The sequence below is a fragment of the Rhizobium sp. A22-96 genome, from assembly GCF_053521805.1.
This window is the reverse complement of the sequence record NZ_JBNWDQ010000001.1, coordinates 961,595-985,075: the sequence shown is the minus strand read 5'-3', so window position 1 is coordinate 985,075 and position 23,481 is coordinate 961,595. Positions and strand designations below refer to the sequence as shown.

The 23,481-nt window shown below is 61.1% G+C and carries 20 protein-coding genes; 8 read left to right on the top strand and 12 right to left on the bottom strand.

Annotated elements, in window-relative coordinates:
- Positions 1-52: 52 nt before the first annotated feature.
- Entirely contained in the window at positions 53-2,524 is a 2,472-nt protein-coding gene (locus ACQZ6F_RS04410) for a glycoside hydrolase family 2 protein (protein ID WP_449092802.1), read from the bottom strand.
- 526 nt (positions 2,525-3,050) lie between these two features.
- Here ACQZ6F_RS04410 and ACQZ6F_RS04405 point away from each other — a divergent pair.
- The gene (locus ACQZ6F_RS04405) at positions 3,051-5,141 is read left to right on the top strand and encodes a putative bifunctional diguanylate cyclase/phosphodiesterase (RefSeq protein ID WP_449092801.1); all 2,091 of its coding nucleotides are present in this window, start codon (positions 3,051-3,053) and stop codon (positions 5,139-5,141) included.
- Between the two features lie 146 nt (positions 5,142-5,287).
- A complete protein-coding gene (locus ACQZ6F_RS04400) occupies positions 5,288-5,719 on the top strand; it encodes a VOC family protein (RefSeq protein ID WP_449092800.1) in 432 nt (143 codons plus the stop codon).
- Positions 5,720-5,778: 59 nt separating this feature from the next.
- On the opposite strand, the gene ACQZ6F_RS04395 is transcribed toward ACQZ6F_RS04400, so the two are convergent.
- From ACQZ6F_RS04395 to ACQZ6F_RS04375, 5 genes are all read right to left on the bottom strand, one after another.
- Entirely contained in the window at positions 5,779-6,609 is an 831-nt protein-coding gene (locus tag ACQZ6F_RS04395) for an alpha/beta hydrolase (protein WP_449092799.1), read from the bottom strand.
- Positions 6,610-6,646: 37 nt separating this feature from the next.
- Positions 6,647-7,894 (bottom strand): kynureninase, encoded by a 1,248-nt coding sequence (gene kynU / locus ACQZ6F_RS04390; RefSeq protein WP_449092798.1) that lies wholly within the window; start codon positions 7,892-7,894, stop codon positions 6,647-6,649.
- A 19-nt stretch (positions 7,895-7,913) separates the two neighbouring features.
- Positions 7,914-8,837, bottom strand: a complete 924-nt coding sequence (locus ACQZ6F_RS04385; RefSeq protein ID WP_449092797.1) for an ABC transporter permease — start codon at positions 8,835-8,837, stop codon at positions 7,914-7,916.
- 4 nt (positions 8,838-8,841) lie between these two features.
- Complete coding sequence (locus tag ACQZ6F_RS04380) at positions 8,842-9,621, bottom strand: ABC transporter ATP-binding protein (RefSeq protein ID WP_068395150.1); 780 nt, start codon at positions 9,619-9,621, stop codon at positions 8,842-8,844.
- An 87-nt stretch (positions 9,622-9,708) separates the two neighbouring features.
- Positions 9,709-10,695 carry an ABC transporter substrate-binding protein gene (locus tag ACQZ6F_RS04375; RefSeq protein WP_449092796.1) on the bottom strand — a complete coding sequence of 329 codons (987 nt, stop codon included), beginning with the start codon at positions 10,693-10,695 and terminating at the stop codon, positions 9,709-9,711.
- Between the two features lie 184 nt (positions 10,696-10,879).
- On the opposite strand from ACQZ6F_RS04375, the gene ACQZ6F_RS04370 reads away from it, so the two are divergent.
- Both ACQZ6F_RS04370 and ACQZ6F_RS04365 read left to right on the top strand, forming a co-directional pair.
- Positions 10,880-11,644, top strand: coding sequence for a GntR family transcriptional regulator (locus ACQZ6F_RS04370; RefSeq protein ID WP_449092795.1), 765 nt, complete (start codon positions 10,880-10,882; stop codon positions 11,642-11,644).
- Between the two features lie 116 nt (positions 11,645-11,760).
- Entirely contained in the window at positions 11,761-12,714 is a 954-nt protein-coding gene (locus tag ACQZ6F_RS04365) for an NAD-dependent epimerase/dehydratase family protein (RefSeq protein ID WP_449092794.1), read from the top strand.
- 19 nt (positions 12,715-12,733) lie between these two features.
- On the opposite strand, the gene ACQZ6F_RS04360 is transcribed toward ACQZ6F_RS04365, so the two are convergent.
- On the bottom strand, positions 12,734-13,942 hold the full coding sequence (locus ACQZ6F_RS04360; protein WP_449092793.1) for a TIGR03862 family flavoprotein: 1,209 nt from the start codon (positions 13,940-13,942) through the stop codon (positions 12,734-12,736).
- Positions 13,943-14,199: 257 nt separating this feature from the next.
- Here ACQZ6F_RS04360 and ACQZ6F_RS04355 point away from each other — a divergent pair, with 257 nt between their 5' ends.
- The 4 genes from ACQZ6F_RS04355 to ACQZ6F_RS04340 all read left to right on the top strand — a co-directional run bounded on the left by ACQZ6F_RS04355 (position 14,200) and on the right by ACQZ6F_RS04340 (position 18,226).
- Complete coding sequence (locus ACQZ6F_RS04355; protein WP_449092792.1) at positions 14,200-14,907, top strand: TetR/AcrR family transcriptional regulator; 708 nt, start codon at positions 14,200-14,202, stop codon at positions 14,905-14,907.
- A 119-nt stretch (positions 14,908-15,026) separates the two neighbouring features.
- On the top strand, positions 15,027-16,181 hold the full coding sequence (locus tag ACQZ6F_RS04350; protein WP_267549120.1) for a Gfo/Idh/MocA family protein: 1,155 nt from the start codon (positions 15,027-15,029) through the stop codon (positions 16,179-16,181).
- Positions 16,182-16,196: 15 nt separating this feature from the next.
- Entirely contained in the window at positions 16,197-17,372 is a 1,176-nt protein-coding gene (locus tag ACQZ6F_RS04345) for a dihydrodipicolinate synthase family protein (protein ID WP_449092791.1), read from the top strand.
- A gap of 29 nt (positions 17,373-17,401) precedes the next feature.
- Complete coding sequence (locus ACQZ6F_RS04340; RefSeq protein ID WP_449092790.1) at positions 17,402-18,226, top strand: sugar phosphate isomerase/epimerase family protein; 825 nt, start codon at positions 17,402-17,404, stop codon at positions 18,224-18,226.
- Positions 18,227-18,315: 89 nt separating this feature from the next.
- On the opposite strand, the gene ACQZ6F_RS04335 is transcribed toward ACQZ6F_RS04340, so the two are convergent.
- The 5 genes from ACQZ6F_RS04335 to ACQZ6F_RS04315 all read right to left on the bottom strand — a co-directional run bounded on the left by ACQZ6F_RS04335 (position 18,316) and on the right by ACQZ6F_RS04315 (position 23,473).
- The gene (locus ACQZ6F_RS04335) at positions 18,316-19,422 is read right to left on the bottom strand and encodes a branched-chain amino acid ABC transporter substrate-binding protein (protein WP_068393895.1); all 1,107 of its coding nucleotides are present in this window, start codon (positions 19,420-19,422) and stop codon (positions 18,316-18,318) included.
- Positions 19,423-19,759: 337 nt separating this feature from the next.
- Complete coding sequence (locus tag ACQZ6F_RS04330) at positions 19,760-21,139, bottom strand: FGGY-family carbohydrate kinase (RefSeq protein ID WP_449092789.1); 1,380 nt, start codon at positions 21,137-21,139, stop codon at positions 19,760-19,762.
- A complete protein-coding gene (rhaM, locus tag ACQZ6F_RS04325) occupies positions 21,136-21,462 on the bottom strand; it encodes an L-rhamnose mutarotase (RefSeq protein WP_077467713.1) in 327 nt (108 codons plus the stop codon). Before rhaM ends, ACQZ6F_RS04330 begins: the two co-directional genes overlap by 4 nt.
- Entirely contained in the window at positions 21,459-22,472 is a 1,014-nt protein-coding gene (locus ACQZ6F_RS04320) for an ABC transporter permease (protein ID WP_068393889.1), read from the bottom strand. Before ACQZ6F_RS04320 ends, rhaM begins: the two co-directional genes overlap by 4 nt.
- Complete coding sequence (locus ACQZ6F_RS04315; protein ID WP_449092788.1) at positions 22,469-23,473, bottom strand: ABC transporter permease; 1,005 nt, start codon at positions 23,471-23,473, stop codon at positions 22,469-22,471. Before ACQZ6F_RS04315 ends, ACQZ6F_RS04320 begins: the two co-directional genes overlap by 4 nt.
- Positions 23,474-23,481: the final 8 nt, after the last annotated feature.

Below are 23,481 nucleotides of genomic sequence, written 5' to 3'. Positions count from 1 at the left end.
AGATCCGACCCGGCGCCGGGCGCCGGATCTTTTAGCCGTAAACAATGCCGGCCTATCGATGCGTCGAGGTCTCCGCGACCTGATTGGCCGTGCGGATGACCGCGGACAAATCGGCTTCCTCAAAGGCCTCTTTCGAGACGCCGCTGATGCGGAAGGTCCTGTCTTCACCGGGCATCAGGTTGACGAGCATGTCGTCGACCTCGGCATTCGGGCTGATGCGATCGACGAACAGGCAGAGGTCCCGCAGCAGCGTATGCGCCGTGATGGTCACCGCAATTCCATCGCCGGTCTCGACGGTCTGAATATCGAAGCGCGGATTTGGATAGCGCAGCTCCATATCCTTCTCGAAGAACCACCAGGCTTCGGCATCACCGAGGCGGGCGCGCAGAAATTCCCGTCGGGGATCGCCCGGCGTTGCCACGTCGTCCGGGATCGCGATGTCGGCATTCTCGAAGCGGTCGCAGAGGACGCGCCAGACGGAATGATGCGCAAGCAGCTTGCCGTTGAAATCGAAGCGCTCGATGGTGAAAGGCACGCGCCAGAACAAGGTCGCATCGTTGGCGGCGACAGCGGCAAGCCCATCGCCGCGCGGCTGGATGGTCAGGAGATGCGGGGCGTAGCTGTGCTTCAACGCGTACCAGAGCGGCTTCTTGCGCCCCGCGCCGTCGATGGCCGCCCATGATGTCACCGGCCAGCAATCATTGAGCTGCCAGACGATCGTGCCCATGCAGGTCGGCCGGTGCGAGCGCATGTGATCGATGCCGAAGCCGATGGCGCGCGCCTGATTGAGCTGGGTGACGAAGAGCCAGTCATCGAAATTCTGCGGGTGAGGGAACCAGCCTTCCAACCCCTGCAGCAGCTTGTCGTTGCCGCCGGTTGCCTTTTGATGGTGCAGGACCCCGGGGGAGGCGGGTGCGCGATCCGCCTCGCGCACGGATTGCGTCAATGTCGCGAAGGTCGATGGCGCCTGCCAGCCGAATTCCGAGCAGAAGCGGGGGATATAGTTGCGGTAGGTCTCGTATCCCACCTCGTTCCAGACGTCCCAAATGTGCTTGCAGCCGTGTTCGTCGGCATTCGGCGCGATCTCCATCGAGCCGGAATAGGGGCTTCCCGCCCAATAGGGCCGTGTCGGATCGATTTCCGCCACGAGCTTCGGCAGCAGATCGAGGTAATAGCCGGCGCCCCAGGGGCGATTGCCGAGCACGTCCTGCCAGCCCCAGTCGAAATAGCCCCAGATATTCTCGTTGTTGCCGTTCCAGATCACCAGCGAGGCGTAGGGCATGAGCCGGGTGATGGCTTCGCGCGCCTCCGCCTCGATCTCGCTGTAGACAGGCTCTTCTTCGGGGTAGGTGGCGCAGGCAAACAGGAAATCCTGCCAGACCATGATACCGGCGGCGTCGCATTCTTCATAGAACGTATCGGTCTCATAGATGCCACCGCCCCAGACGCGCAGCAAATTCATGTTGGCATCGCGCGCCTGGGCGATCCGCTCGCGATAACGCTCTCGCGTCACGCGCGGCAGGAAGCAGTCATCCGGAATCCAGTTGGCGCCGCGGGCAAAGACCGGCACGTCGTTGACGACGAGGGTGAAGGCAGAGCCGATCTCATCCGGCGTCGTGTCGAGCCGCACGGAGCGGAAGCCGACGCGGCGAGTCCAGTCGTCGAGAGATGCACCATCGGAGCCGAGCAGTTGCAGCTCGAGGTCGTAGAGCGGCTGGTCGCCGAGCCCATGCGGCCACCAGACTTGCGGATTGTCGATGCGGCACTCGATCTGCGCGTGGGTTTCTCCCTGCGCAACACGGACTTCCGATCGCTTGCCGTCGACCGACAGCACCAGGGCTACGCTATCCGTACCCTTCGCCGCCCATTCGATCTCGACATGCAGGCGCGCGACGCCCTGGCCTCCCTGCAGCGTGATTTCCGGTCGAATGCTGCCGAGGCGTGCTTTCGACCAGCTTTCCACGGCGATCGGTTGCCAGATACCCGAGGTGACGACGGTCGGACCCCAGTCCCAGCCGAAATTGCAGGCCATCTTGCGGATGAGATTGCTCGGGCCGGGATAGTTCTGGGGAATATCGGCGGCGCTGCCGAGCTGCTTGCGGACCTCTTCGCCATGTTCATAGGCGGATTGGAAGTTGACGATCAGCTCGTTACGGCCGCTCTTGAGGTTGTCGCCGATATCGAAACGGTAGCTGCGGTGCATGTTGCGGGTTTCGCCGAGGACTTTGCCGTTCAGCTCCAGGCGCGCCGCAGTGTCGAGCCCCAGGCACGACAGATCGACGCGATCGGCCTCTTCACCGTCCCAGTCGAAGGCGAGCCGATAGCGCCAGGCGGAGCGACCAATCCAGTCCTGCGAGATTTCGTTGACGTCGAGATAGGGGTCGGTGATCAGCTGCGCCGCCATCAGGTCGAGATGCACGTTGCCGGGCACGGCCGCCGCAATGCTGTTCGGCAGCGACGGTGCGCTGGAGGGCGCGCGAAGGCGCGAGATGGTCCAGCCGGTGTCGAGCGTCTGTCTTTTCATGTCATGGATCCGTGATGAAATGGATGTCTCAAATGGCCTTCGGCGCGATGAGTTGCGGCCGGGCCCGCAGGTGGCGGTTCATATGATGAGCTTAGGCGATTCGATCCCGTTGTTCCAACGCTTCCATGATGTCGCACTGTTCACCATAGGCGGTGTCGACGGTTTTTGCGAAGCTTTGCTGCCTCCATCAGTGGCCGTAACAATGGCTACAGAATGCCATAGACTTGTGACAGCGCATGATTGTCGGCAAGCCTCGCCGATTGTCTTATGCCCGGATCGAGGTCATATCACCTAATGTCCAAGAGATCGGCAAGGTCGGCATCGTTCTGATCAATCAAACGGCATGTTTGCAAGAACACTCGTTTCGCTGCCGAGTTATCGCGAAAATAAAGCGGCTGGTTGCATATTCGATAGGCTTTTGCTTAAAGTTTAAGCTAGTCTAGTATTTTGATTTTATTTAACTTTTTCGATTATAAATCTGCAATTCGCTAATATTTCAACTCGAATTGGCAAGGTCGACCTGTCCATGAATTCCGTCTGGCCGGACGCCCCGAACGATGATTTTCGATCGCTTTTCAAGACGCATCCTTCGCCGATGTGGGTCTATGATCCGCAGACGCTGAAATTCCTGATCGTCAATGACGCAGCGCGCGATCTCTATGGCTACACCCACGCTGCTTTCGCCGTCATGACCGTGCTTGATATCCGGCCTGAGGAAGAGCGCGAGCGCATGCTCGATGCCGTGCATCAGCGCACCGATATGGAGATGGCTCAGCGCTGGACGCATCTGAAGGCCGATGGCCAGACGTTCGAGGTTTTGACCTACGGCCGTGAGATCTGCTTCGACGGCAAGGCCGCGATCCTGGCGATTGTCCAGGATCGCACCGAGGTCAACGCTGCCCGTCGTCAGGTCGATGCCACGCAGTCGCTGCTCGACAGTATCGTCGACAATCTTCCGGTCGGCGTCTTCGTCAAGGATATGGCGAGGGAAGGCCGCTACATCCTGTTCAACGAAGCCTGTGGCGGCATCATTGGGCAACGCGCGAAAGATGTCGTCGGCAAGCCGGATGAGGCCGTATTTTCGGACGAGCAGACCGCGATTTTTCGGGAGCAGGACAGGCTTGCCTTCGACACCGGCTCAACCGTCGGGTTCGAAGAGACTATCCATGCGCTGGATGGCGTCCCGCGCATCATCAAGACAGCAAAGCGTGTGCTCCCGGCTCCGAAGGGGCAGGCGCCGCGCTATCTTCTCGGCATCTCGCAGGACGTCACGGAGGAGCGCAGCGTCGAGGCGAAGCTTGCGCATCTTGCCATGCACGATTCCCTGACAGGCCTGCCGAACCGGGCCTTCTTTTCAGAGAGCATCGTGCGGCAGGTAGCCTCCGCGACGCCGGAAAAGCCTATTGCGCTGCTCTATATCGATGTCGATCATTTCAAGCATATCAATGACAGCAAGGGCCATGCCGCCGGCGACATGCTGTTGCGTCAGGTCGCCGAACGCCTCCTGCAGCTTGCCGAGAAGAGCGATCTGGTCGCGCGCCTCGGCGGCGATGAGTTCGCGCTGGTGCTGAAAATGACCGATGCGGGGCGGGCCCAGCGTTTTGCGGATCTGCTGCTGCTCTCGCTTTCCGTGCCCTTCGATCTCGACGGCGTGCGCGAGCATGTCACCTGCAGCATCGGCATCGCGATGGCGCCGGAGCATGGCAGCGATGCCGACGTGCTGATGCGGGATGCGGATCTGGCACTTTATGCCGCCAAGGGCAGCGGTCGGTCGACCTATCGCTTCTACCAGGCCGACATGCGACTGGAGGCGGAGCGGCGCCATCAGCTTACCCTCGAGCTTCGGGAAGCCCTGCAGAACGGCGAATTCGAACTCCACTATCAGCCGATCATCCGGCTGGACAATGACGGCCTGTCGGGTTTCGAGGCTCTGATCCGCTGGCGCCATCCCAGGCGCGGCCTCATCGCGCCGGCCGAGTTCATCCCCGTTGCCGAAGAGACCGGCATGATCGTGCCGATCGGCGACTGGGTGCTGCGGGAAGCCTGCCGGACTGCCGCACATTGGCCGGACAATCTGAAAATCGCCATCAACCTGTCGGTCTATCAGTTCCGCCATGCAAGCCTGCTTGCCAGCGTCGTCGCGGTTCTCGATGAAACCGGCCTCAGTCCCGGGCGGCTGGAGATAGAAGTCACCGAATCCGTCCTGCTTTCCGAGGTCGAACAGAGCCTGTCGCTGCTGCGCGCGCTGAAGGAGCTCGGCATTCGCATCGCCATAGACGATTTCGGCACCGGCTATTCGTCGCTTAGCTACCTGCGCTCCTTTTCCTTCGACAAGATAAAGCTGGATCGCAGCTTCGTCGCCGGCATGGAAACCGATCCGGGTAACCTGGCGATCGTGCGCGCCGTCGTTGGCATCGCCTCCGGCTTCAATGCGGTGACGCTCGCCGAGGGCATCGAAACGGAGGCGCAATTGGCGAAGCTGCGCGCCGAAGGCTATAACGAGGTGCAGGGCTTCCTGCTCGGACGACCGATGCCACGTGCGGAGGCCGAGGCGCGTATTTTCAGCGAGATCTATCCCCCAAAGGTCATTCGCGCCCGGCAGCCGGTGCATGGATAAAGCCTGAACGATGACGCCTCACCGGGCTGCCAAAAATATTTGAAAAAAATCGATCTCCTCTGTCGGAATGTCTCTCCGGCTGACGTCCTTGGGGCAGCCCATCGCAAGGGCACGACCCATAAACCCGTCCCCAAGGAGAGACGAACATGACCGATACAACAGAACAGACCCAGGCTTCTCAACCGCGCGTGCCGGTGCGTGGTGGTGTCGTGGCCTATCTGACGGTAGATGGCGCGACGAAGGCAGCCGAGTTTTACAAGCATGCCTTCGGCGCCGAAGAGGCCTTCATGTTCCCGGTCGACGAAAAGGGCCGGACCATGCACATCCATCTCTACATCAACGGCAGCTCCGTCATGCTGGGAGATGCCTATCCGGAATACGGCCATGCGCTGGAAAAGCCGCAGTCTTTCGTCATGCAGCTCGTCGTCGAGGACTTCGATGCGTGGTGGAAGCGCGCCGTCGATGCCGGGCTTGAGGTCATCGTCGAGCCGCAGGTGATGTTCTGGGGTGATCGCTGGGGCCAGCTTCGCGACCGCTTCGGCGTCACCTGGGCCATGAATGCGCCCGTCAACGCATAACGTCTGCAAGCTCTCGGCGCGGAATACGCGCGCCGAGAGCTTCTCCCTAGGCCGTTGGCCTATTCAGCGAGCAAGCTCCGCGTCAGCGGATGAGAGGCATCGGTAAGCCCATCCAAGACCGTGTAATGGTGCTTGTCCGGCTCGATCATCGCTTCCGTTGCGGCGCCAAGCCCGGTCCAGATATTAGCAAGCAAAGCATTCTGGCGAATGAATTCCGCACGCTCCGCGCCGCCCACCCAGCATGTGAGGCGGACATTGGTCACTGGCTCCAGCAATGCCGGGCTTTCGGTCATTGCTTCGGCGGCATCGATACGAAGTTCCGTGTTCATTTTGCGCTTCATGATCGGGCGCAGGTCGTGCAAGCCGGAGATCGCAAGGACATGGCGTATGCGTTTGAGGATCGCCTCGTCTAGCGGCGACGTCGTCGTCATCATGCGGGCGACGAGCTGACCGCCGGCCGAATGCCCCGTCAGAATGATGGGGCCGTCCACCATCTCCGCTGCCTTGGTGATCGCCGCCGCGATCTCCCTGCCGATGCCGCCGATGCGATTTGCCGGGCAAAGCGTGTAAGAGGGGATTGCCACCGCATAGCCGGCCGCAATCGAGCCGGCCGCGAGATGTGACCAATAGCTCTTGTCCAGCTGCAGCCAGTAGCCGCCATGCACGAAAACCACCAATCCCTTTGGGTGGCCTTCGGGCAGGAAGAGATCGAAGCGGTTGCGCTCAGCGGGACCATAGACGAGATCAAGCTTTGCGCGCGCCGCTGCGGAAAGGCTTTCGCGGAAAGACCTGGCTGGCTCCACCCAGGCATCCGGCCATCGATTGCCGTCAACGATGTACGCGCCGTTGGTATAGGCGCTCTCCCAATCGGTCAGCTTGAAATAGCTCATTTCCAACTCCTCCGTTTCGGCGCTCGGCGACGATCGGTCAGGTTACAGCCGAGCGCACGGCAAAGCGTGCATCCTTCCATGAGCCGCTGCGCAAGATCTCTTCCAGCACCGCCGCGGCGCGCCAGACATCGCGATAACTGACATAAAGCGGAGTGAAGCCGAAGCGCAGCGTCGAGGGCGCGCGGAAATCGCCGATCACGCCGCTGTCGATCAATGCCTGCATGACCTCATAGCCGTTGCTATGGGTAAAAGAGACCTGACTGCCGCGCCGCTCGCTGTCGCGCGTGGTGTCCAACATGACGCCATATTGGCCGCATTTCGCTTCGACGAGCCGGATGAAGAGATCGGTGAGGGCGATGCTCTTTTGGCGCAGAGCATTCATGTCCACTTCATCCCACAGCGAAAGCGCACCCTTTAGCGCCCTCAGCGAAAGGATGGGCTGCGTGCCGCAGAGGAAGCGCTTGATGCCGGCGTCGCCATCAAAGCCTCGCTCGAAAGCAAAAGGCCGGGCATGGCTCCACCAGCCGCTAAGCGGCTGGACGATCGATGCATGGTGGCGGCGCGCGGCATAGATGAACGCCGGGGCACCCGGGCCGCCGTTCAGATATTTATAGGAGCACCCGACGGCGAAATCCGCGTTTGAACCATCGAGATCGACAGGAAGCGCGCCGGCGCTATGGCACAGATCCCAGATGACAAGCGCGCCTGCCGCCTGGATACGCTTGGTCAGCGCTGCCATGTTGCGCAGTTCGCCGTTCTTGTAGTTGACGTGATTGACGAGCACGACGGCGACACTCTCGTCGATCAGTTCCTCGATGCTATCGGCATCGCGGCCTTCGAGGCGAAGCGTAACGCCGGGACGGGTCGAAGCCACGCCTTCGGCCATATAGAGATCGGTGGGGAAGCTGTCGCCTTCGGCGACGATAACGTTCCGATCCGGCCGCATCGTCAGGGCTGCATGCAGCGTCTTGTAGATATTGATCGACGTGGAGTCGGTGACGACAGTCTGGCCCTCAGCCGCGCCGATCAACCGGCCGATGCGATCACCGAGTTCGAGCGGAAGATGAAACCAACCGGCGCTGTTCCAGCTGCGGATCAGGCCGTTGCCCCATTCCTCCATGGCCGCCTGGCGCACTTCGGCAAAGACATCGTGGGAGGCCGCGCCCAGCGAATTGCCATCGAGATAGATAACGCCGGCTGGCAGGGCAAAACGGCTGCGGAAGGCGCGCAGTGGGTCGTTCTCGTCCATAGCCTCAATGGCGGCGAGATCGGGAAGGCTGTCCATGATTGTATGGCCTCTTGATTTATTCGCGAATGGTTTCCCGGGTGGCTGCTCCGCCGCGGCTGCGGCGGATGCTCGGTAGCGCCAGCATAATGAGCACGAAGAGGCCCGTGGCGAGTTTCAGGTTCGGCGGCGGCATGCCGGCGGCAAGGCTGAGCGATACGAGCTGATAGTAGACGATTGAGCCAACGAAAGGCGCAAGCAACTGCCGCAATACGGTCTGCTTGCCGGTGAAGGCTTCGCCGATCATTAGAGCGGCGAGGCCGTTGATCAGGATGCCGATGCCCATATTGACGTCGGCAAAGCCCTGAGACTGCACCATCAATGCGCCGCCGGCGGCGGAAAAAGCGCTGGCGATGCCGACGCCGCCGATGGTGGCGGCCCAGACATTGATGCCCTGTGCTTCGGCCATGTCGGGATTGGAGCCGACGGCGCGCATGGCCGTGCCCTTTTCCGTCTTGAAGTAAAGATTGAGGCCGATGAGGACGATAATGGCGATCAAGCCGGCAACGACGATCTTGCTTGCCGGGAAGCCGGGTTCTGCAAACGGCACCCAGTCGAACACGGTCGGCGAGCCGAAGACGGACAGGTTGGATTTGCCCATAATGGCGAGATTAACGCTGTACAGCATCGTCGACATCAGGATGCCGGCGAGCAGCGTGTGGATGCGGAAGCGCAGGTGAATGAATGCCGTGCAGCAACCGGCAGCAAGGCCGATGACGAAGGCCACGATAATGGCGAGTGGTGGAGCGACGCCGGCGGCGAGCAGGACGCCGCAGACGCAGCCCCCGAGCGGAAATGCGCCTTCGCTGGTCAGATCCGGAAAATTCAGCATGCGGAAGGGGATCATGATCCCGAGGACGACGAAGCTCAGGATGAAGCTCTGTGCCAGCGTGACCGGGATGAGCGAGACGAAACTCGAAACGGTTGTCTGAATGAAATCCATGATATCAGCTCACCAGCAACATTCGGTCGGTCTTGACGGAGAAATGACCGATGAGTTCGGGCACGGTGATGCGCCGCTTTCCTTCCCCGGTGATTTCCAGATGAAGGCGGCCGGCGTCGAGCATGATGATGCTGTCGCCGAAGTCGACAGCATGCTGCATGTTGTGCGTCACCATCAGCGTCGTTAGCTTCAGCGCCTCGACCGTGCGAACCGTTGCCTGCATGACGATATCGGCGGTGCGCGGATCAAGCGCGGCGGTGTGTTCATCAAGCAGAAGTACATCGGGCGAGCCGCCAACCGCCATGATCAACGAGAGCGATTGCCGCTGGCCACCGGAAAGCAGCTCCACCTTGGTATCGAGCCGATTTTCCAGGCCGAGCCCGAGAACGGCGAGACGCTCCTTGTAAGCGGCAAGGCGCGCAGCGTTCAGCCCGGGACGAAATCCTCGCGTTTTGCCGCGCAATTCGGCCAGAAGCATGTTCTCGCCGACGGTCATGCTCGCTGCAGTTCCCTTCATCGGGTCCTGAAACACGCGCGCCAGACGGGCGGCGCGCTTGTGCACCGGCATGTTGGTCACGTCGTTGCCGTTGATGAGGATCTCTCCGGAGTCGAGGCTGAGTGCGCCTGAGATCGCGTTGAGCATGCTGCTCTTGCCCGCGCCGTTCGAGCCGATGACGACGCCGAACTCACCGGATTTGAGGGAAAGTGTCAGGCCGTTGAGCGCGACTTTCTCGTCCGGCTGGCCTCTGTAGAAAACCTTGCGCGCGGATTTGATGTCCAGCATCCGTGCCTCCCTGCAATGTAGGCTTAGAAAATGGCGGCGTTCATGACGCCGCCATGGATCCGAATGATCGCTAGAAGATGCCGCCGATTACTTCGTGAAGCAATTGCAATCGGCAAGCGAAGCCGGGACTTCGGCACCGAAAGCCTTCAGAACGGCCTTGTTGATCAGCGGCGCATGGTCCTTGTAAGCCGGAACGGACGGCTTGATCGTCTCCGGATCGGCACCCTTGAGGATCTGGGCAGCGATCTTGCCGGCATTTTCGCCGACCTGCTCGTAGTTGACGGCGAAGCTGGCCGGGACGACGCCACTGCGAACGGCGGCATCGTCGGAATTGACGATCGGGATCTGTGCTTGGCGGGCGGCGGCGGCAACGGCAGGAATTGCCGGCTGCAGCAGGTTGGAAGCCGGCGTGTAGATCACGTCGGCCTTGCCGGCGAGCGATGCAATGCGCTGCTGGATGTCGTTGACGTTGTCGACACCGACCGGCACGACCTCGAAGCCGGCAGCCGGAGCGGCAGCCTTGACCTTGTCGATCAGCGCAACGTCATTGGCTTCGCCCGGATTGTAGGGCACGCCGAGACGCTTGGCATTCGGCAGCAGCTTCTTGGTGAAGGTCAGGATCGCGGAAATGTCCTGCAGGTCGCTCGAGCCGGTAATGCCGACGTCACCCGAATCCCACGACGGGACGAGCTTGGCGGCGACCGGATCGGTGACTGCGGTGAAGACGATCGGAATGCCGGAGCCGGCGAGCGCCTTCTTGGCGATCTGCGATACCGGTGTCGTGACCGTATACATCAGCTTCGGATGTTCGGATTGCAGCTTGGCGATCATCTGCGGCACGAGCGAAGCGTCGAAGCTCGTATTGCTTTCGGAATAGACGACATCCTTGCCTTCGACGAAGCCATTATCGGCGAGTGCCTTCTTGAAGCCGGCGATCGAGGCGTTGAGCTGCGGATGCTCGCCGAAGTTGGCGATTGCGATCTTGATGGGCTCGGCCGATGCCGAGGCGACGCCTGCCATGAAGGCACCGGCAACCACGAGGCTGGACAGCCATTTGGACGTAAAGCTACGCATATTTTCCTCCCGAATGTGTCAAGGAGCCATGTTCCCTCGGCTCTCTTGACGGGGATCATAGCGACTGCTGCAAGCCTGTCAATTTGCGATATATGATATGCACCGCACGCGCCTTTAATATATAATTTCCCGTTACGGCGATTTTATATATAATCCGGGCCGGAAGAGGGCTGGGATAGAGGTCATGCAGGACAAGGATGCGTTGAGCAAGACTGAGGCAGCCTACTGGCTGTTGCGGCGCGATATCCTCAATACGAGGCTGAGACCCGGCGCATCTTTGCGGCTCGGCGCTCTCCGGGATATTTACGGTGTCGGCTGGACACCACTTCGCGAGGCGCTGTCGCGGCTGGAGGCCGAGAAGCTGGTGACGGCCGTCAGCAATCGCGGCTTTGCAGTAGCACCCGTATCGCGTGCGGAACTGGAAGACCTGATGCGGGCCCGCATGGTCGTCGAAGTGCCGCTCCTTCTGGAGTCGATCGAAAAGGGCGGCCCGGACTGGGAGTCCGCCGTCGTCACAGCGCATTACCGCCTGTCGCGCTGCAAGATCGTGCCGGACGATGCCTCCGATGAGATGGCCGACGAATGGGACGAGAAGCATACGGCCTTTCATGCCGCGCTCGTCAGCGCGGCAACATCGAACTGGCTCCAGCGTTTCCAGGCCACTATCAGCGACCAGCTTCGCCGCCATCACCGCTTCCTCGGCTTGGCGCCGACACAGCGAGCTGCTGCCGGCCTGACGATCGGCTATGAAAAGGCGGCAGCGGCCCTGCAGGATGCCATGGCGATCGAGCACCATACCGCACTGATGGAAGCAGCCCTCGACCGCGATCTCGATCGCGCCAAGGCGCTGATGACCGAGCACATCGGCTACACGCTGCAGGTCTATATTCGCTCGGAGGATGAGCAAGAGCGGGAAGGGCAAAAGCAGCTCATCGGCACGCGACCATAGAAAATCGCCGCGTCCTTCAATCGAAGGATGACAAACCGGCACGGGCTCCTATTCTCAACACAGTTTTTTGAATTTTGAGACCGGCCAATCATGATGGCGGCTGGTGGGAGGACATCATGACGCGTGTAGTGGTTATCGGCGCGACCGGCCATGTCGGGACATATCTCGTCCCTCGGCTGGTCGAGGCGGGGCACCAGGTGGTGGCAATCAGCCGAGGCCAGGCGAAGCCCTATTCGCCGAACCGGGCCTGGGACGACGTCGAAATGCTGACCATGGACCGCGCAGGTTTGGAGAAAGACGGCAGTTTCGGCCCGGCGATCCGCGCATTGAAGGCAGATATCGTCATCGACATGATCTGTTTCACGCTGGATAGCGCCAGGCACCTGACCGAAGCGCTTGCCGGACATGTCAGCCACTTCCTGCATACGGGCACGATCTGGACGCACGGCTTCTCGACCGTGGTTCCGACGCCGGAGGAGGCGCCAAAGCGGCCGTTTGGTGACTACGGTACGCAGAAGGCGGCAATCGAGACGCATCTTCTGGAAGAGGCTCGCCGCCGGGCATTTCCCGCGACCTTGATCCACCCGGGCCATATCGTCGGCCCAGGCTGGTCTCCCCTTAATCCGGCCGGCCATTTCAATCTCTCAGCGTTTTCGACATTGGCGCGCGGCGAAACGCTTGCTTTACCGAATTTCGGCCTCGAGACGGTTCACCATGTCCATGCCGATGATGTCGCGCAGATGTTCATGGGCGCGATCGCCAACTGGAGTGTATCGACCGGGGAGGCGTTTCACGCGGTTTCGAGCGGCGCGCTGACGCTCAGGGGCTATGCCGAGGCGATGTCACGGTGGTTCGGTCATGAACCGAAGCTTGAGTTCCTGCCCTATGAGGCTTGGGCAAAGGACCAGACGCCCGAGGATGCGCAGGCCACCTGGGAGCACATCGCCCGGAGCCCGAATTGCTCGATCGCCAAGGCGCAGAGATTGCTTGGTTATCAGCCGCGCTATACATCGCTGGAGGCAGTTCAGGAATCGGCCGCATGGCTGATGGCGAATGGCCGGATCAGCTGACGAGCCGGACTTCGGGCCTTCATCGCCTGAGCCAAGCCTCCATACCCTCGGCCGCCGCTCGCCCAGTGGCAAAGCAGGCCGTAAGCAGGTAGCCGCCCGTCGGCGCTTCCCAATCGATCATTTCCCCGGCGACGAACAGGCCGGGGAGCTTCTTCAGCATATAGCCCTCATCGAGCTCGCTCCAGCGGATGCCGCCGGCCGATGAGATGGCCTCGGCAATGGGCCTTGGTCGCAAAAGCGGGATCGGCAAGGCCTTGATCAGCCGCGCGAGACTTTCTGGATCTGAAAGGATAGGCGGCGCTGCCAGTTCACGGATCAGGCCGGCCTTCACGCCTTCGATCCCCGCGCCCTTGCGCAGGCGGTTGGAAAGGCTGATCTTAGCGTCCTGCCGGGCGAGGTCCCGTGCGAGCCGCTCGGTTGTGCGTCCAGGTACAAGATCGACGACGAGAACAGCTTTGTCTCCGCGTGCCAGCCGGTCGCGCAACGCGGCGGCATGGGCATAGACCAGGCTGCCTTCGATGCCGGTCTGCGAGATGACGAACTCACCGGGAACCGTTCCCGCCTCGGAAGTGGCTGTGACCGCTTTCAGCGGCGCGCCGGCGAAGCGTTCCTTGAATGGCACACTCCAGGCGACGTCGAAGCCGCAATTGGCCGGCTGGAAGGCGGCGATATCGATCCCCTTGTCTTCGAGCCAGTCGACCCATGCCGCATCCGAACCCAATCGAGGATAGCTGGCACCGCCAAGCGCGAGCAAAGCGGCGTCATAGTCGACGATCTCGCGTCCCTGTGGTGTCTCCAGAACCAGGCCGCCATCGGCGAAACCGGACCAACGGTGCCGCGTCATAACCCTCACACCTTGGGCCTCCAGCCGCGCGAGCCAGGCGCGCAGCAGGGGCGACGCCTTCATGGCCTTCGGGAACACACGGCCGGAGGAGCCGATAAATGTCTCCGTGCCCAATCCTTCGGCCCAGGCCCTGACGTCGTACGGTCCAAAGCAATCGAGCGCGGCGCGCAGCCGGGGTGAGGTCGTACCGAAGCGGTCGGCGAAGAGACGGAACTCTTCCGAATGGGTGATGTTCAGCCCGGATTTGCCGGCCAGCAGGAATTTGCGCGCAACCGTTGGCATGCTGTCATAGACGGTGACACGATGGCCCGAAGTAGACAGAACTTCTGCCGCCATGAGCCCGGCGGGGCCGCCGCCGATGATTGCGATCTGCTTTTCAGCCATGGGCCAATCCGGTGCCAATTACCATTCGTTCTCTTGGGCCGGACCGGTCACGAAAGCAAGATCGTTCCATCCAGATTCAAGGAAACTCCTGCCTCAAGCAACGGCCTTCATTATGACATATCCACATTTAAATCGATATAACCGTCTGGTTACTACCGCCCGCGAATCGCCGGGGGCTGTCAACTGATGCGATGATCGGTTACTTATCGGCGACAGGAAGGGCCTTTAAGCCTTGTGAGATGTCGCCGGGAGCCATGATGTCGGAAGCCAGAACCGTGAAACGCCGTGCCAAGAGCGCAGACGCTGCGAATGCCGATGAAGGGGCATCGCGGGCGACTGCAGAACGGCCGCGTCTGAGGGACGCAGAGCGCACGAGCAAGGCGATCCTGGCTGCAGCGACGAAGGAGTTTGCCGAGCGCGGCTATGGCGGCGCCCGCGTTGATGCCATTGCCGAGCGTGCCAAGATCAACAAGCGGATGCTTTACCATTATTTCGGTGGCAAGGATGCGCTCTATGTCGCCGTTCTCGAAGGCAGCTACATCGCCATCCGCTCGGCCGAGGCCAGGCTTGATCTCACGCATCGCTCGCCCAGGGATGGCATGCGCGAGCTTGTTGTTTTCACATGGCAATATTTCCTGGATCACCCTGAATTCCTTGGCATTCTCAGCACGGAAAACATGCACAAGGCCCGCTTCCTGAAGCGGTCGGCCCGCATTTTCGAGCTGCATTCCCCCTTGGTCGCGGAAATTTCCGGCCTGCTGGATCGAGGCGCGGCCTCCGGTGATTTCCGTCCCGGCTGCGATCCGGTGAAGATATACATGAGCATCGCCGCGCTTGGCTCGTTCTTCCTGACGAACCGCTGGACACTGTCGACGATCTTCCGGCGCAATCTCTCCGACAGGGCGGAAATCGAGGCCTGGGGCGAGCATATCGTCGAGGTCATTTTCGCTTATCTGCGCCCCTAAGCGCCTTTCAGCCACTCTCTCCGTAATCCCTGCTTCGCGCTCTTGCTTCTTGGCGTTGACAGGTGTGCATTGGCATGTCAGTTATGTAACTATATGGTTATTTACGGGAGGAATGGCTTATGGCGACAAGGCCAATCGGGATCATCATGCACGGCATCACCGGACGCATGGGCTACAATCAGCACCTGCTGCGCTCCATCCTGGCGATCCGCGAGCAGGGCGGGGTGTTGCTGTCGAATGGCGACAGGCTGATGCCAGAGCCGGTGCTTGTCGGCCGCAATGCCGAGAAGATCGAGGCCATTGCCCGCAAGCACGGCCTGTCGAAGACGACGACCGATCTCGATGCCGCTCTGGCCGATCCCGCCAATGCGATCTTCTTCGATGCAGGCTCGACGCAGATGCGCGTCGAGTTGCTGGAGAAGGCGATTGCCGCCGGCAAGCATGTCTATTGCGAAAAGCCGATCTCCGAGACGCTGGAAGAAGCGCTGTCGGTGGCAGCGTCCGCCGAGCGGCGCGGCGTCAAGAACGGCGTGGTGCAGGACAAGCTATTCCTGCCGGGCCTGCGCAAGATCGCCATGCTGCGCGACAGCGGCTTCTTCGGAAAAATCCTGTCGGTGCGCGGCGAGTTCGGCTACTGGGTGTTCGAGGGCGATTGGGGCGTGCAGGCGCAGCGTCCGTCGTGGAACTACCGCAAGGCCGACGGCGGCGGCATGATCCTCGATATGCTGCCGCATTGGCGCTATGTGCTCGACAATCTGTTCGGCGAGGTCAGGTCGGTGAGCTGCCTTGGCGCCACCCATATTCCAAGCCGTGTCGATGAGAGCGGCAAGACCTATGCCGCCGATGCCGATGATGCGGCCTATGCCACCTTCGAGCTCGAGGGCGGGATCATCGCCCATATCAATTCCTCCTGGGCGGTTCGCGTCCGTCGCGACGATCTCGTCACCTTCCAGGTCGACGGCACGCATGGGTCTGCGGTCTGCGGGCTGATGCGCTGCTGGACGCAGCATCGGGTCAACACGCCGAAGCCGGTATGGAACCCGGACCAGCCGCAGCCGATCAACTTCTTCGAGACCTGGGACGAGGTTCCCGACACGCAGGTATTCGACAATGGCTTCAAGGTGCAGTGGGAGGGTTTCCTGCGCCATGTCGCCGAGGATGCGCCGTGGAAGTTCAGCCTGCGCGAGGGCGCCAAGGGCGTGCAGCTTGCAGAACTCGCCCAACAGAGCTGGCAAGAACGCCGATGGGTCGATGTGCCGAAGCTAAGCCAGTGATAGGGAGATAGGATCATGACAAGAAGCCTTCGCCTGCCAACCGTCGGTGGCACGCTTGCCGACTTCACGATCAGCAATGCGCCTCTGAGCGCTCCGGAAAAGCCGGCCAGCGGTCACAGGTTCAATCGCGTGGCATATGCCGCCGCTCATATTGTCGTCGACCCGCTGGCAGATAACGATCCTTGGCTCGATCGCAATATCGACTGGGAGCGCACCATCGCCTTCCGCGAATATCTCTGGGATCTCGGTCTCGGCGTGGCGGAGGCCATGGACACGGCGCAGCGCGGCATGGGCCTCGACTGGGCCGGCGCGAAGGAACTGATCGCCCATGCACAATCGGCTGCCCGCAACAGGTCGGATTCGCTGATCGCCTATGGCGCCGGCACCGATCATCTGCAACCCGGGCCGGATGTGACCATCGATGATGTCATTCGTGCCTATGAAGAGCAGATTGCTTATGTGGAAGGGCAGGGCGGCCGGATCATTCTGATGGCGAGCCGTGCGCTTGCCGCAGCCGCCAAGAGCCCGGACGACTATATCCGCGTCTACGACCGTATTCTCGGACAGGTGAAGGAGCCTGTCATGATCCACTGGCTCGGCTCGATGTTCGATCCGGCACTGGCCGGATACTGGGGGTCGGTCGACGATCTGCGGGCGATGGACACAGCCGTCGCGATCATCAACCAGAACGCTGCCAAGGTCGATGGCGTGAAGATTTCGCTGCTCTCGGCCGAGAAGGAAATTATCATGCGCCGCCGGCTCGATCCGGCCGTGAAGATGTATACGGGCGATGACTTCAACTATGCAGAACTGATCGCCGGCGATGAGCAGGGTTATTCGCACGCACTGCTCGGCATCTTCGATGCCATCGCACCGGCAGCAAGCGCCGCCCTGGCGAAGCTCGCCCAGAACGATCTCGATGCCTTCCATCAGCTCCTGGCGCCGACCGTTCCTCTGTCACGCCATATCTTCAAGGCGCCGACGCGCTTCTATAAGACCGGTGTCGTTTTTCTAGCCTATCTCAACGGCTTTCAGGATCACTTCCAGATGCTTGGCGGCCAGCAGAGTACGCGTTCGATCCAGCATCTCTCGGAGCTCTTCCGGCTCTCGGATGCTGCCCGCGTCCTGCGTGACCCGGACCTAGCGGTGCGCCGGATGAAGACGATCCTTGCCACGGTCGGCATCGATTAACGGACGAGGGATCGGGGAGGATCATCATAATGGCCGTAGAAGGTCTATCCATCAATCTGGCGACGGTGCGCCAGCAATTTGACATGCGCCAGGCGGTGGAAGCCTGCTTGAAGCAGGATATCGTCGCGATCGCACCCTGGCGCGATCAGGTGCACAAGATCGGGCTTTCGGAAGCCGCAAAAATCGTCGCTGACAACAAGCTCAAGGTCACCGGTCTCTGCCGCGGCGGCATGTTTCCTGCCGCAAGCGTTGAAGGCAGGGCGACCGCGATCGACGACAACAAGCGCGCGATCGATGAGGCGGCGGCGCTCAATGCGGATTGCCTCGTGCTCGTCGTTGGTGGTTTGCCTGAAGGATCGAGAGATATCCTGCATGCCCGCGAGATGGTGGCCGACGGTATCGCGGCGATATTGCCGCATGCCCGCAGCGCTGGCATTCCGCTGGCGATCGAGCCGCTGCATCCAATGTATGCCGCCGACCGCGCCTGCGTGAACACGCTGGAACAGGCGCTGGATATTTGCGATCTGCTGGGTGACGGTATCGGCGTTGCCATCGACGTCTACCACGTCTGGTGGGACCCGAAGCTCTATGAGCAGATTGCACGCGCCGGCGCCGGCGGGCGGATCCTGGCGCATCACATTTGCGACTGGCTAGTCCCGACGACCGATCTGCTGCTCGATCGCGGCATGATGGGCGATGGCGTCATCGACCTGAAAGCGATCCGTGCCGAGATCGAGAAGGCAGGCTTTTTCGGTCTGCAGGAAGTGGAAATCTTCTCTCAGAATAATTGGTGGAAGCAGCCCGGCGAGGAGGTTCTGTCCACCTGTGTCGATCGTTTTCGTACCGTTTGCTAGGCGAAAGCAATTGACACCGATCAGGCACAAAAAAGCCGGGCCATTATCTGGCCCGGCTGAATTTTTTAAAGCGTGTTAGATGCAGCGGCTTATTCGGCCGAAACGATCTTGCCGCCTTCCCACTTGTAGAGCGAGAAGCTCTGCGAGGTGAGGTCGCCGGTTTCGCCATAGGTGACCTTGCCGATGGCGGTATCGACAGGTTCGCCCTTCTTCAGCGCAGCGCCGACGGCTTCGGCATCATCCGCCTTGCCAGCCTTTTCGATGCCGGCCTTGAGGACCTGAACGGCGGCATAGGCGTTGAGCGTGAAGGCTTCTGCCGGAATGTTGCGAGCCTTCAGGGCTGCAACGGCGCTCTGCGACGCCGGGTTCTTCAGGGCGTCTGCGGCGTTGGTGAAGATCGTGCCGGCCGCGGCGTCGTTGGCGATTGCCCAGTATTCGGTGTTGGACAGGCCGTCGCCGCCGATGATCTGAGCCTTGACGGAGATGTCATGCAGCTGGCGAGCCAGCAGACCTGCTTCCGGGTGATAGCCACCGAAATAGATGACTTCGGCTCCGGCCTGCTTCAGCTTTGCCGTCAGCGAGCTGTAGTCCTTTTCGCCCGGGGTCAGGGAGTCGTTGAGGACTTCGGTCACGCCGCCCTTGTTGAGGGCTGCCTTGAAGGCGTCCGCCAGGCCCTTGCCGTAGGCGCCCTTGTCGTTGAGGATGGCGATCTTCTTGTCCTTGAAGTTCTTCACCACGTATTCGCCGGCAACGACAGCCTGCTGGTCGTCACGGCCGCAGGTGCGGAAGACATTCGTCAGGCCGCGATTGGTCAGGTCCGGAGCGGTCGCCGTTGGCGTGACCATCAGGATGCCGTTTTCGGCAAGCGCATCCGAAACCGGAATGGCAACACCCGAGGTGACCGGGCCGACGACGTAGCGGATGCTGTCACCAACGAAGCCGTTGGCAACCGATACGCCCTGCTTCGGATCGCCGGCGTCGTCGCCGAGCTTCAGAACCAGCTTCTGGCCGAGAACGCCGCCGCTCTTGTTGATTTCCTCGATGGCGGTCTGCGCGCCGTTCTTGACCTGCTCGCCATAGGCGGCGACCGGACCGGTCAGCGGTGCGATAAGGCCGATCGTGATGTCGGCATGTGCGAGAGGTGCAAAGGCCAGCGAAGCGACGAAGGTCGCGGCCGTCAATGTCTTCAGACTCATATTATCTCTCCTTGGATGGGCGCGGCAGCGCCCTTTGAACCCGCCCAATCGCCTGTCTCGACGCGCAAACTGCCGTAAGGCGCTTCTCCTAAAGAAGACAGAACTGACATCGAAGCCGATGACCCGCTTTCGGACATTTTTGACCTCGAAAGCGTTCATAAGGGTATTTTCTGTAGGAATATTGCGACGATTCCGCAAGAAAATAACCGTCGTGAAGACAATTTTGACGATTTTTCGCGATTTTTCGTCGAGGGATGGTTGCTATAATATTACAGGCATGGGTTGCGAACCGGGCTTGCTACTCGCAAAATCTCGAAACGGCAGCCGAAGCTCACCTCTACACTCCATCGCGCCATGCCTGCCGATAGCGAATCAATCCGGCCAGCTCGGAACGGACCGGCTTATTCCCTGCAGCAATCGGCGGGCGGATGCCGGTCAGCAGGGCGGCGCCCTGGCTGGTTCCCGTCGAGCCCGCCAGAGCGATGACGTCGGTATTCGTCAGTGCGGACAAGGTCACGAGATAGGGGCGATTGAGCGCAAAGGGCCCTTCGACGAAGATCGGTCCCTTGGCGCCGATCAGGCCGAGGCAGGCTTCCGTCATCAGGGCAAGATAGAGGTTCACGGCGGCGAGAAGCTCGGCATCCGTCGCCGAGGCATCGCCGATCCAGCGCATTTTTTTGCCCGGGAAGGGTCCTGAGCCTTCGACGACGTTGGGCAACAGCATGATGCCCTTCTCGATCGTGGCTTGAAGAGCGGCCTCGATTGCCTCCGGAGTTGCGGTCCCGATTTGCGCGGCCAGGATCTCGAATTCGCGACCACCCATGAAGCGGGAGGAGGGCACGGCGCGGCCATAGGCATCGACATTGGCAAGGGCATCGCGCTGCGGATCTAGATGCAAGAGATCGCCGCCGACCGCGAAGTTGATCACCCATGTTCCCGTCGACACCACGGCGAAGGGCGCTTCATTCTCGACCAGATGCGGCAGCAGCGAGGCATTGGAATCATGGATGCCGCAATAGACCGGGACCGGCGCCGCAAGCCCGATATTGGCGGAAAGCGCCGGCAGCACCGGCCCGAGCGTATCGAAAGCGGAGCGAACCGGCGCCATCAGAGTGCGAATGCCTAGAGTGTCCACGAGAGAGGAATAGGTTCCGGTGGTCGGATTCCAGAGATCCGTGTGGCAGCCGAGCGAAGTCACCTCGTTGGCGGCGACGCCGGTCAGGCGCAAGGCCCAATATTGCGGATAGGTCAGGATCGCCGCGACGCGGGCGAATTCTTCGGGAAAGGTGCTCTTCTGATAGTGGATCTGCGCGCCGACATTCAGCCCGCCGGATAGCCGTGGTGAAAAGGTTTCGGCAAAGGCCGGGCGCAACTGCCTATAGGCATCCTGTATGGCTTGCGGATAGAGATGCTCGTAATCGAGCACCGGCAGGGCAAGGTGCCCGTCTGCATCGAGCAGCACCGCCGAAGCGCCATGCGTGGTGATCGATATGGCGTCGAAGCCGGGTGCTGTTGCAAAGCCCTTCAGAGCACCGAGGATGAAATCCCAAAGCCTGTCGACATCGTAGTGTGGATAGGGGCTGGTCTTCAGCACGCCATTGCTCGTCTTGACGACGGCGATTTCGCCACCGGTTTCGGCATCGAGTACCACGACCTTGGCGTTGGTCTTGCCGATGTCAATGACGGCAATGCGGCGATAGGCTGATACGGCGGTCATGGCAGATGGAAGACCGTGACGAGATCGCTCTGCACCGGCGAATTGTCGGGATTGGTGGCCATGATGTCTGACATGTGCGCCCACCATCTCTTCATGACGGGATGGTCTGGCAGGCTCGCCAGTCTATGATCCCTCGGGCGCGTCAGAACGCCGAAGAGCGTATTCGTCTCGCGGTCGAGATGGATGGAATAGTCGCTGGCGCCGGCCTCATGCAGCAGGTCCACCAGATCGGGCCAGATCTCGTCGTGGCGTTTCCGGTATTCCGCCTCCATGCCGGGATTGAGCTTCATCTTGAAGGCGTGGCGCTCGAGGGTTGGGGTCATTTGGAACTCATGGTCCTGATGCGCCTTGCGACGATCGGCAGGGCGATGGTGATGATGAGGAGGAGGCCGATGAAGATCGACATGACGATGCCGGGAACATTGAGCAGGCCGAGGCCGAAGGTGACGAGGCCCATGACGAAGGCGGCGATGACCACGCCGCCGATCGTGCCTGAACCACCGAGGATCGAGACGCCGCCAAGCACCACCATGGTCACCACTTCGAGTTCCCAGCCGAGTGCGATCGACGGACGGGTGGAGCCGAGCCGCGAGGTCAGGCAGACGGCGGCAATGCCGCTCATCAGGCCGGTCAGGAGAAACAGGATGAATTTGACCCGCTCCACAGGAATGCCGGAGAAGCGCGCGGCGAAGTCATTATTGCCGATCGTATAGACCTGCCGGCCGAAATTCGTCGCATGCAGCAGGATCGCGAAGACGATCGCCAGCACGATGAAGAGAACGAATTCGAAGGAGAAGACCCAGAAGACATAGCCCTGGCCGAAATAGGCAAAACTATCCGGATAATTGCCGTAGGCCTGATCGCCGAGCACGATGTAGGAGATGCCGCGAAAGAGGCTCATCGTGCCGATGGTGACGACGATCGACGGCAGCTTCATGCCGGAGACGAGGAAGCCGTTGAAGAGGCCGCAGAGCAGCCCGACCCCAAGGCCGATCGCAACGAGGCCGACGGTGTCGACGCCGACCTGCGCCGCAGCGCCCATCGCTGTCGAGGCGAGCGCGATGATGGCTGCGACCGAGAGGTCGATTTCACCAGCGATGACCAGCAGCGCCATGGCAAAGGCGATCATCGCCTTTTCGGTGAAATTGAAGGTGGCATCGGAGAGATTGAAGGGATCGAGGAAATAGGGCGAGGCCAGCGAATTGAAGATGAAGATCGCGACTGCGACGCCAAGCAGCAGCGTCTCCCAGCTTGCGAGGATGCGCTTGAAAGGTGTTCCCAAACGGTCGGGAATGGCGCGCTTTTCCGTCGGTGCTTGCGAAACGGTGCTCATGTGCTTGCTCCATGGCTGGCGGTGTCCTTCGCCGCCTGATCCCTGAGAATGATGCGGCCGCGGTTGCGCTCGCGCCGGGCATTGAAGACGACGGCAAGGATGATGACGGTGCCCGAGATCGCCATCTGCGTGAACGGTGAGATGCCGATGACCGGAAGGGCGTTCTTGATAACGCCGAGGAAGAGTGCCCCGAGCACGGCGCCCGCCACCGAGCCGACGCCGCCGGCAATCGAAATGCCGCCGATGACGCAGGCCGCAACACTATCCAGTTCGAAGCCGTTGGCGATATCGACATAGGCGACGGCATAGCGCGATACCCAGAGATAGCCGCTGAGGCCGGCAAGCGCGCCCGATAGGACGAAGGCGAGGAAGCGGGTCCAGCCGACATCGATGCCGGCATAGACGGCCGCGACCGGATTGCCGCCGCTGGCATAGGTGGAGCGGCCGAACCGCGTGTAGCGCAGCACGAAATACATAATCAGCACGATGGCGATGCCGATCCAGGCGAGCACCGGCAGGCCAAGCAGCGGCGTGCGCGGCACGCTGAGGAAATTCGGGGTGAACTGATGCGCATTGACCCAGGCGCCGCCGGAGAGCACGAAAGCCATGCCGCGGTAAATGGTGAGCGTGCCGAGAGTGACGACAATCGGCGGGATTTCCAACGCCCAGACGAGATAGCCGTTGATGGCGCCGAGCACCGCGCCCATGGCGATCGCCGTCAAGACGAGAACGATCAGCGGCAGGTCGGGATAGGCGGCGTTCAGCATAGCGACGGCCATGCCGGTGAAGGCGAGATTGGCTGCGACCGAAAGATCGATTGACTTTGTCAGGATCACGGTCATCTGCGCCAAGGCGAGGATGATGAGGATCGAGGTGTCGTTGAAGATATTGGCGAGATTGCCGGGCTCGGCAAAGCCGGGGGCACGCGTTGCAAAGCCCGCGATCATCACGACGATGATGACGAAGAGCAATGTTTCTCGTCTTCTGAGGATGCGTGGCATCCGGCTCT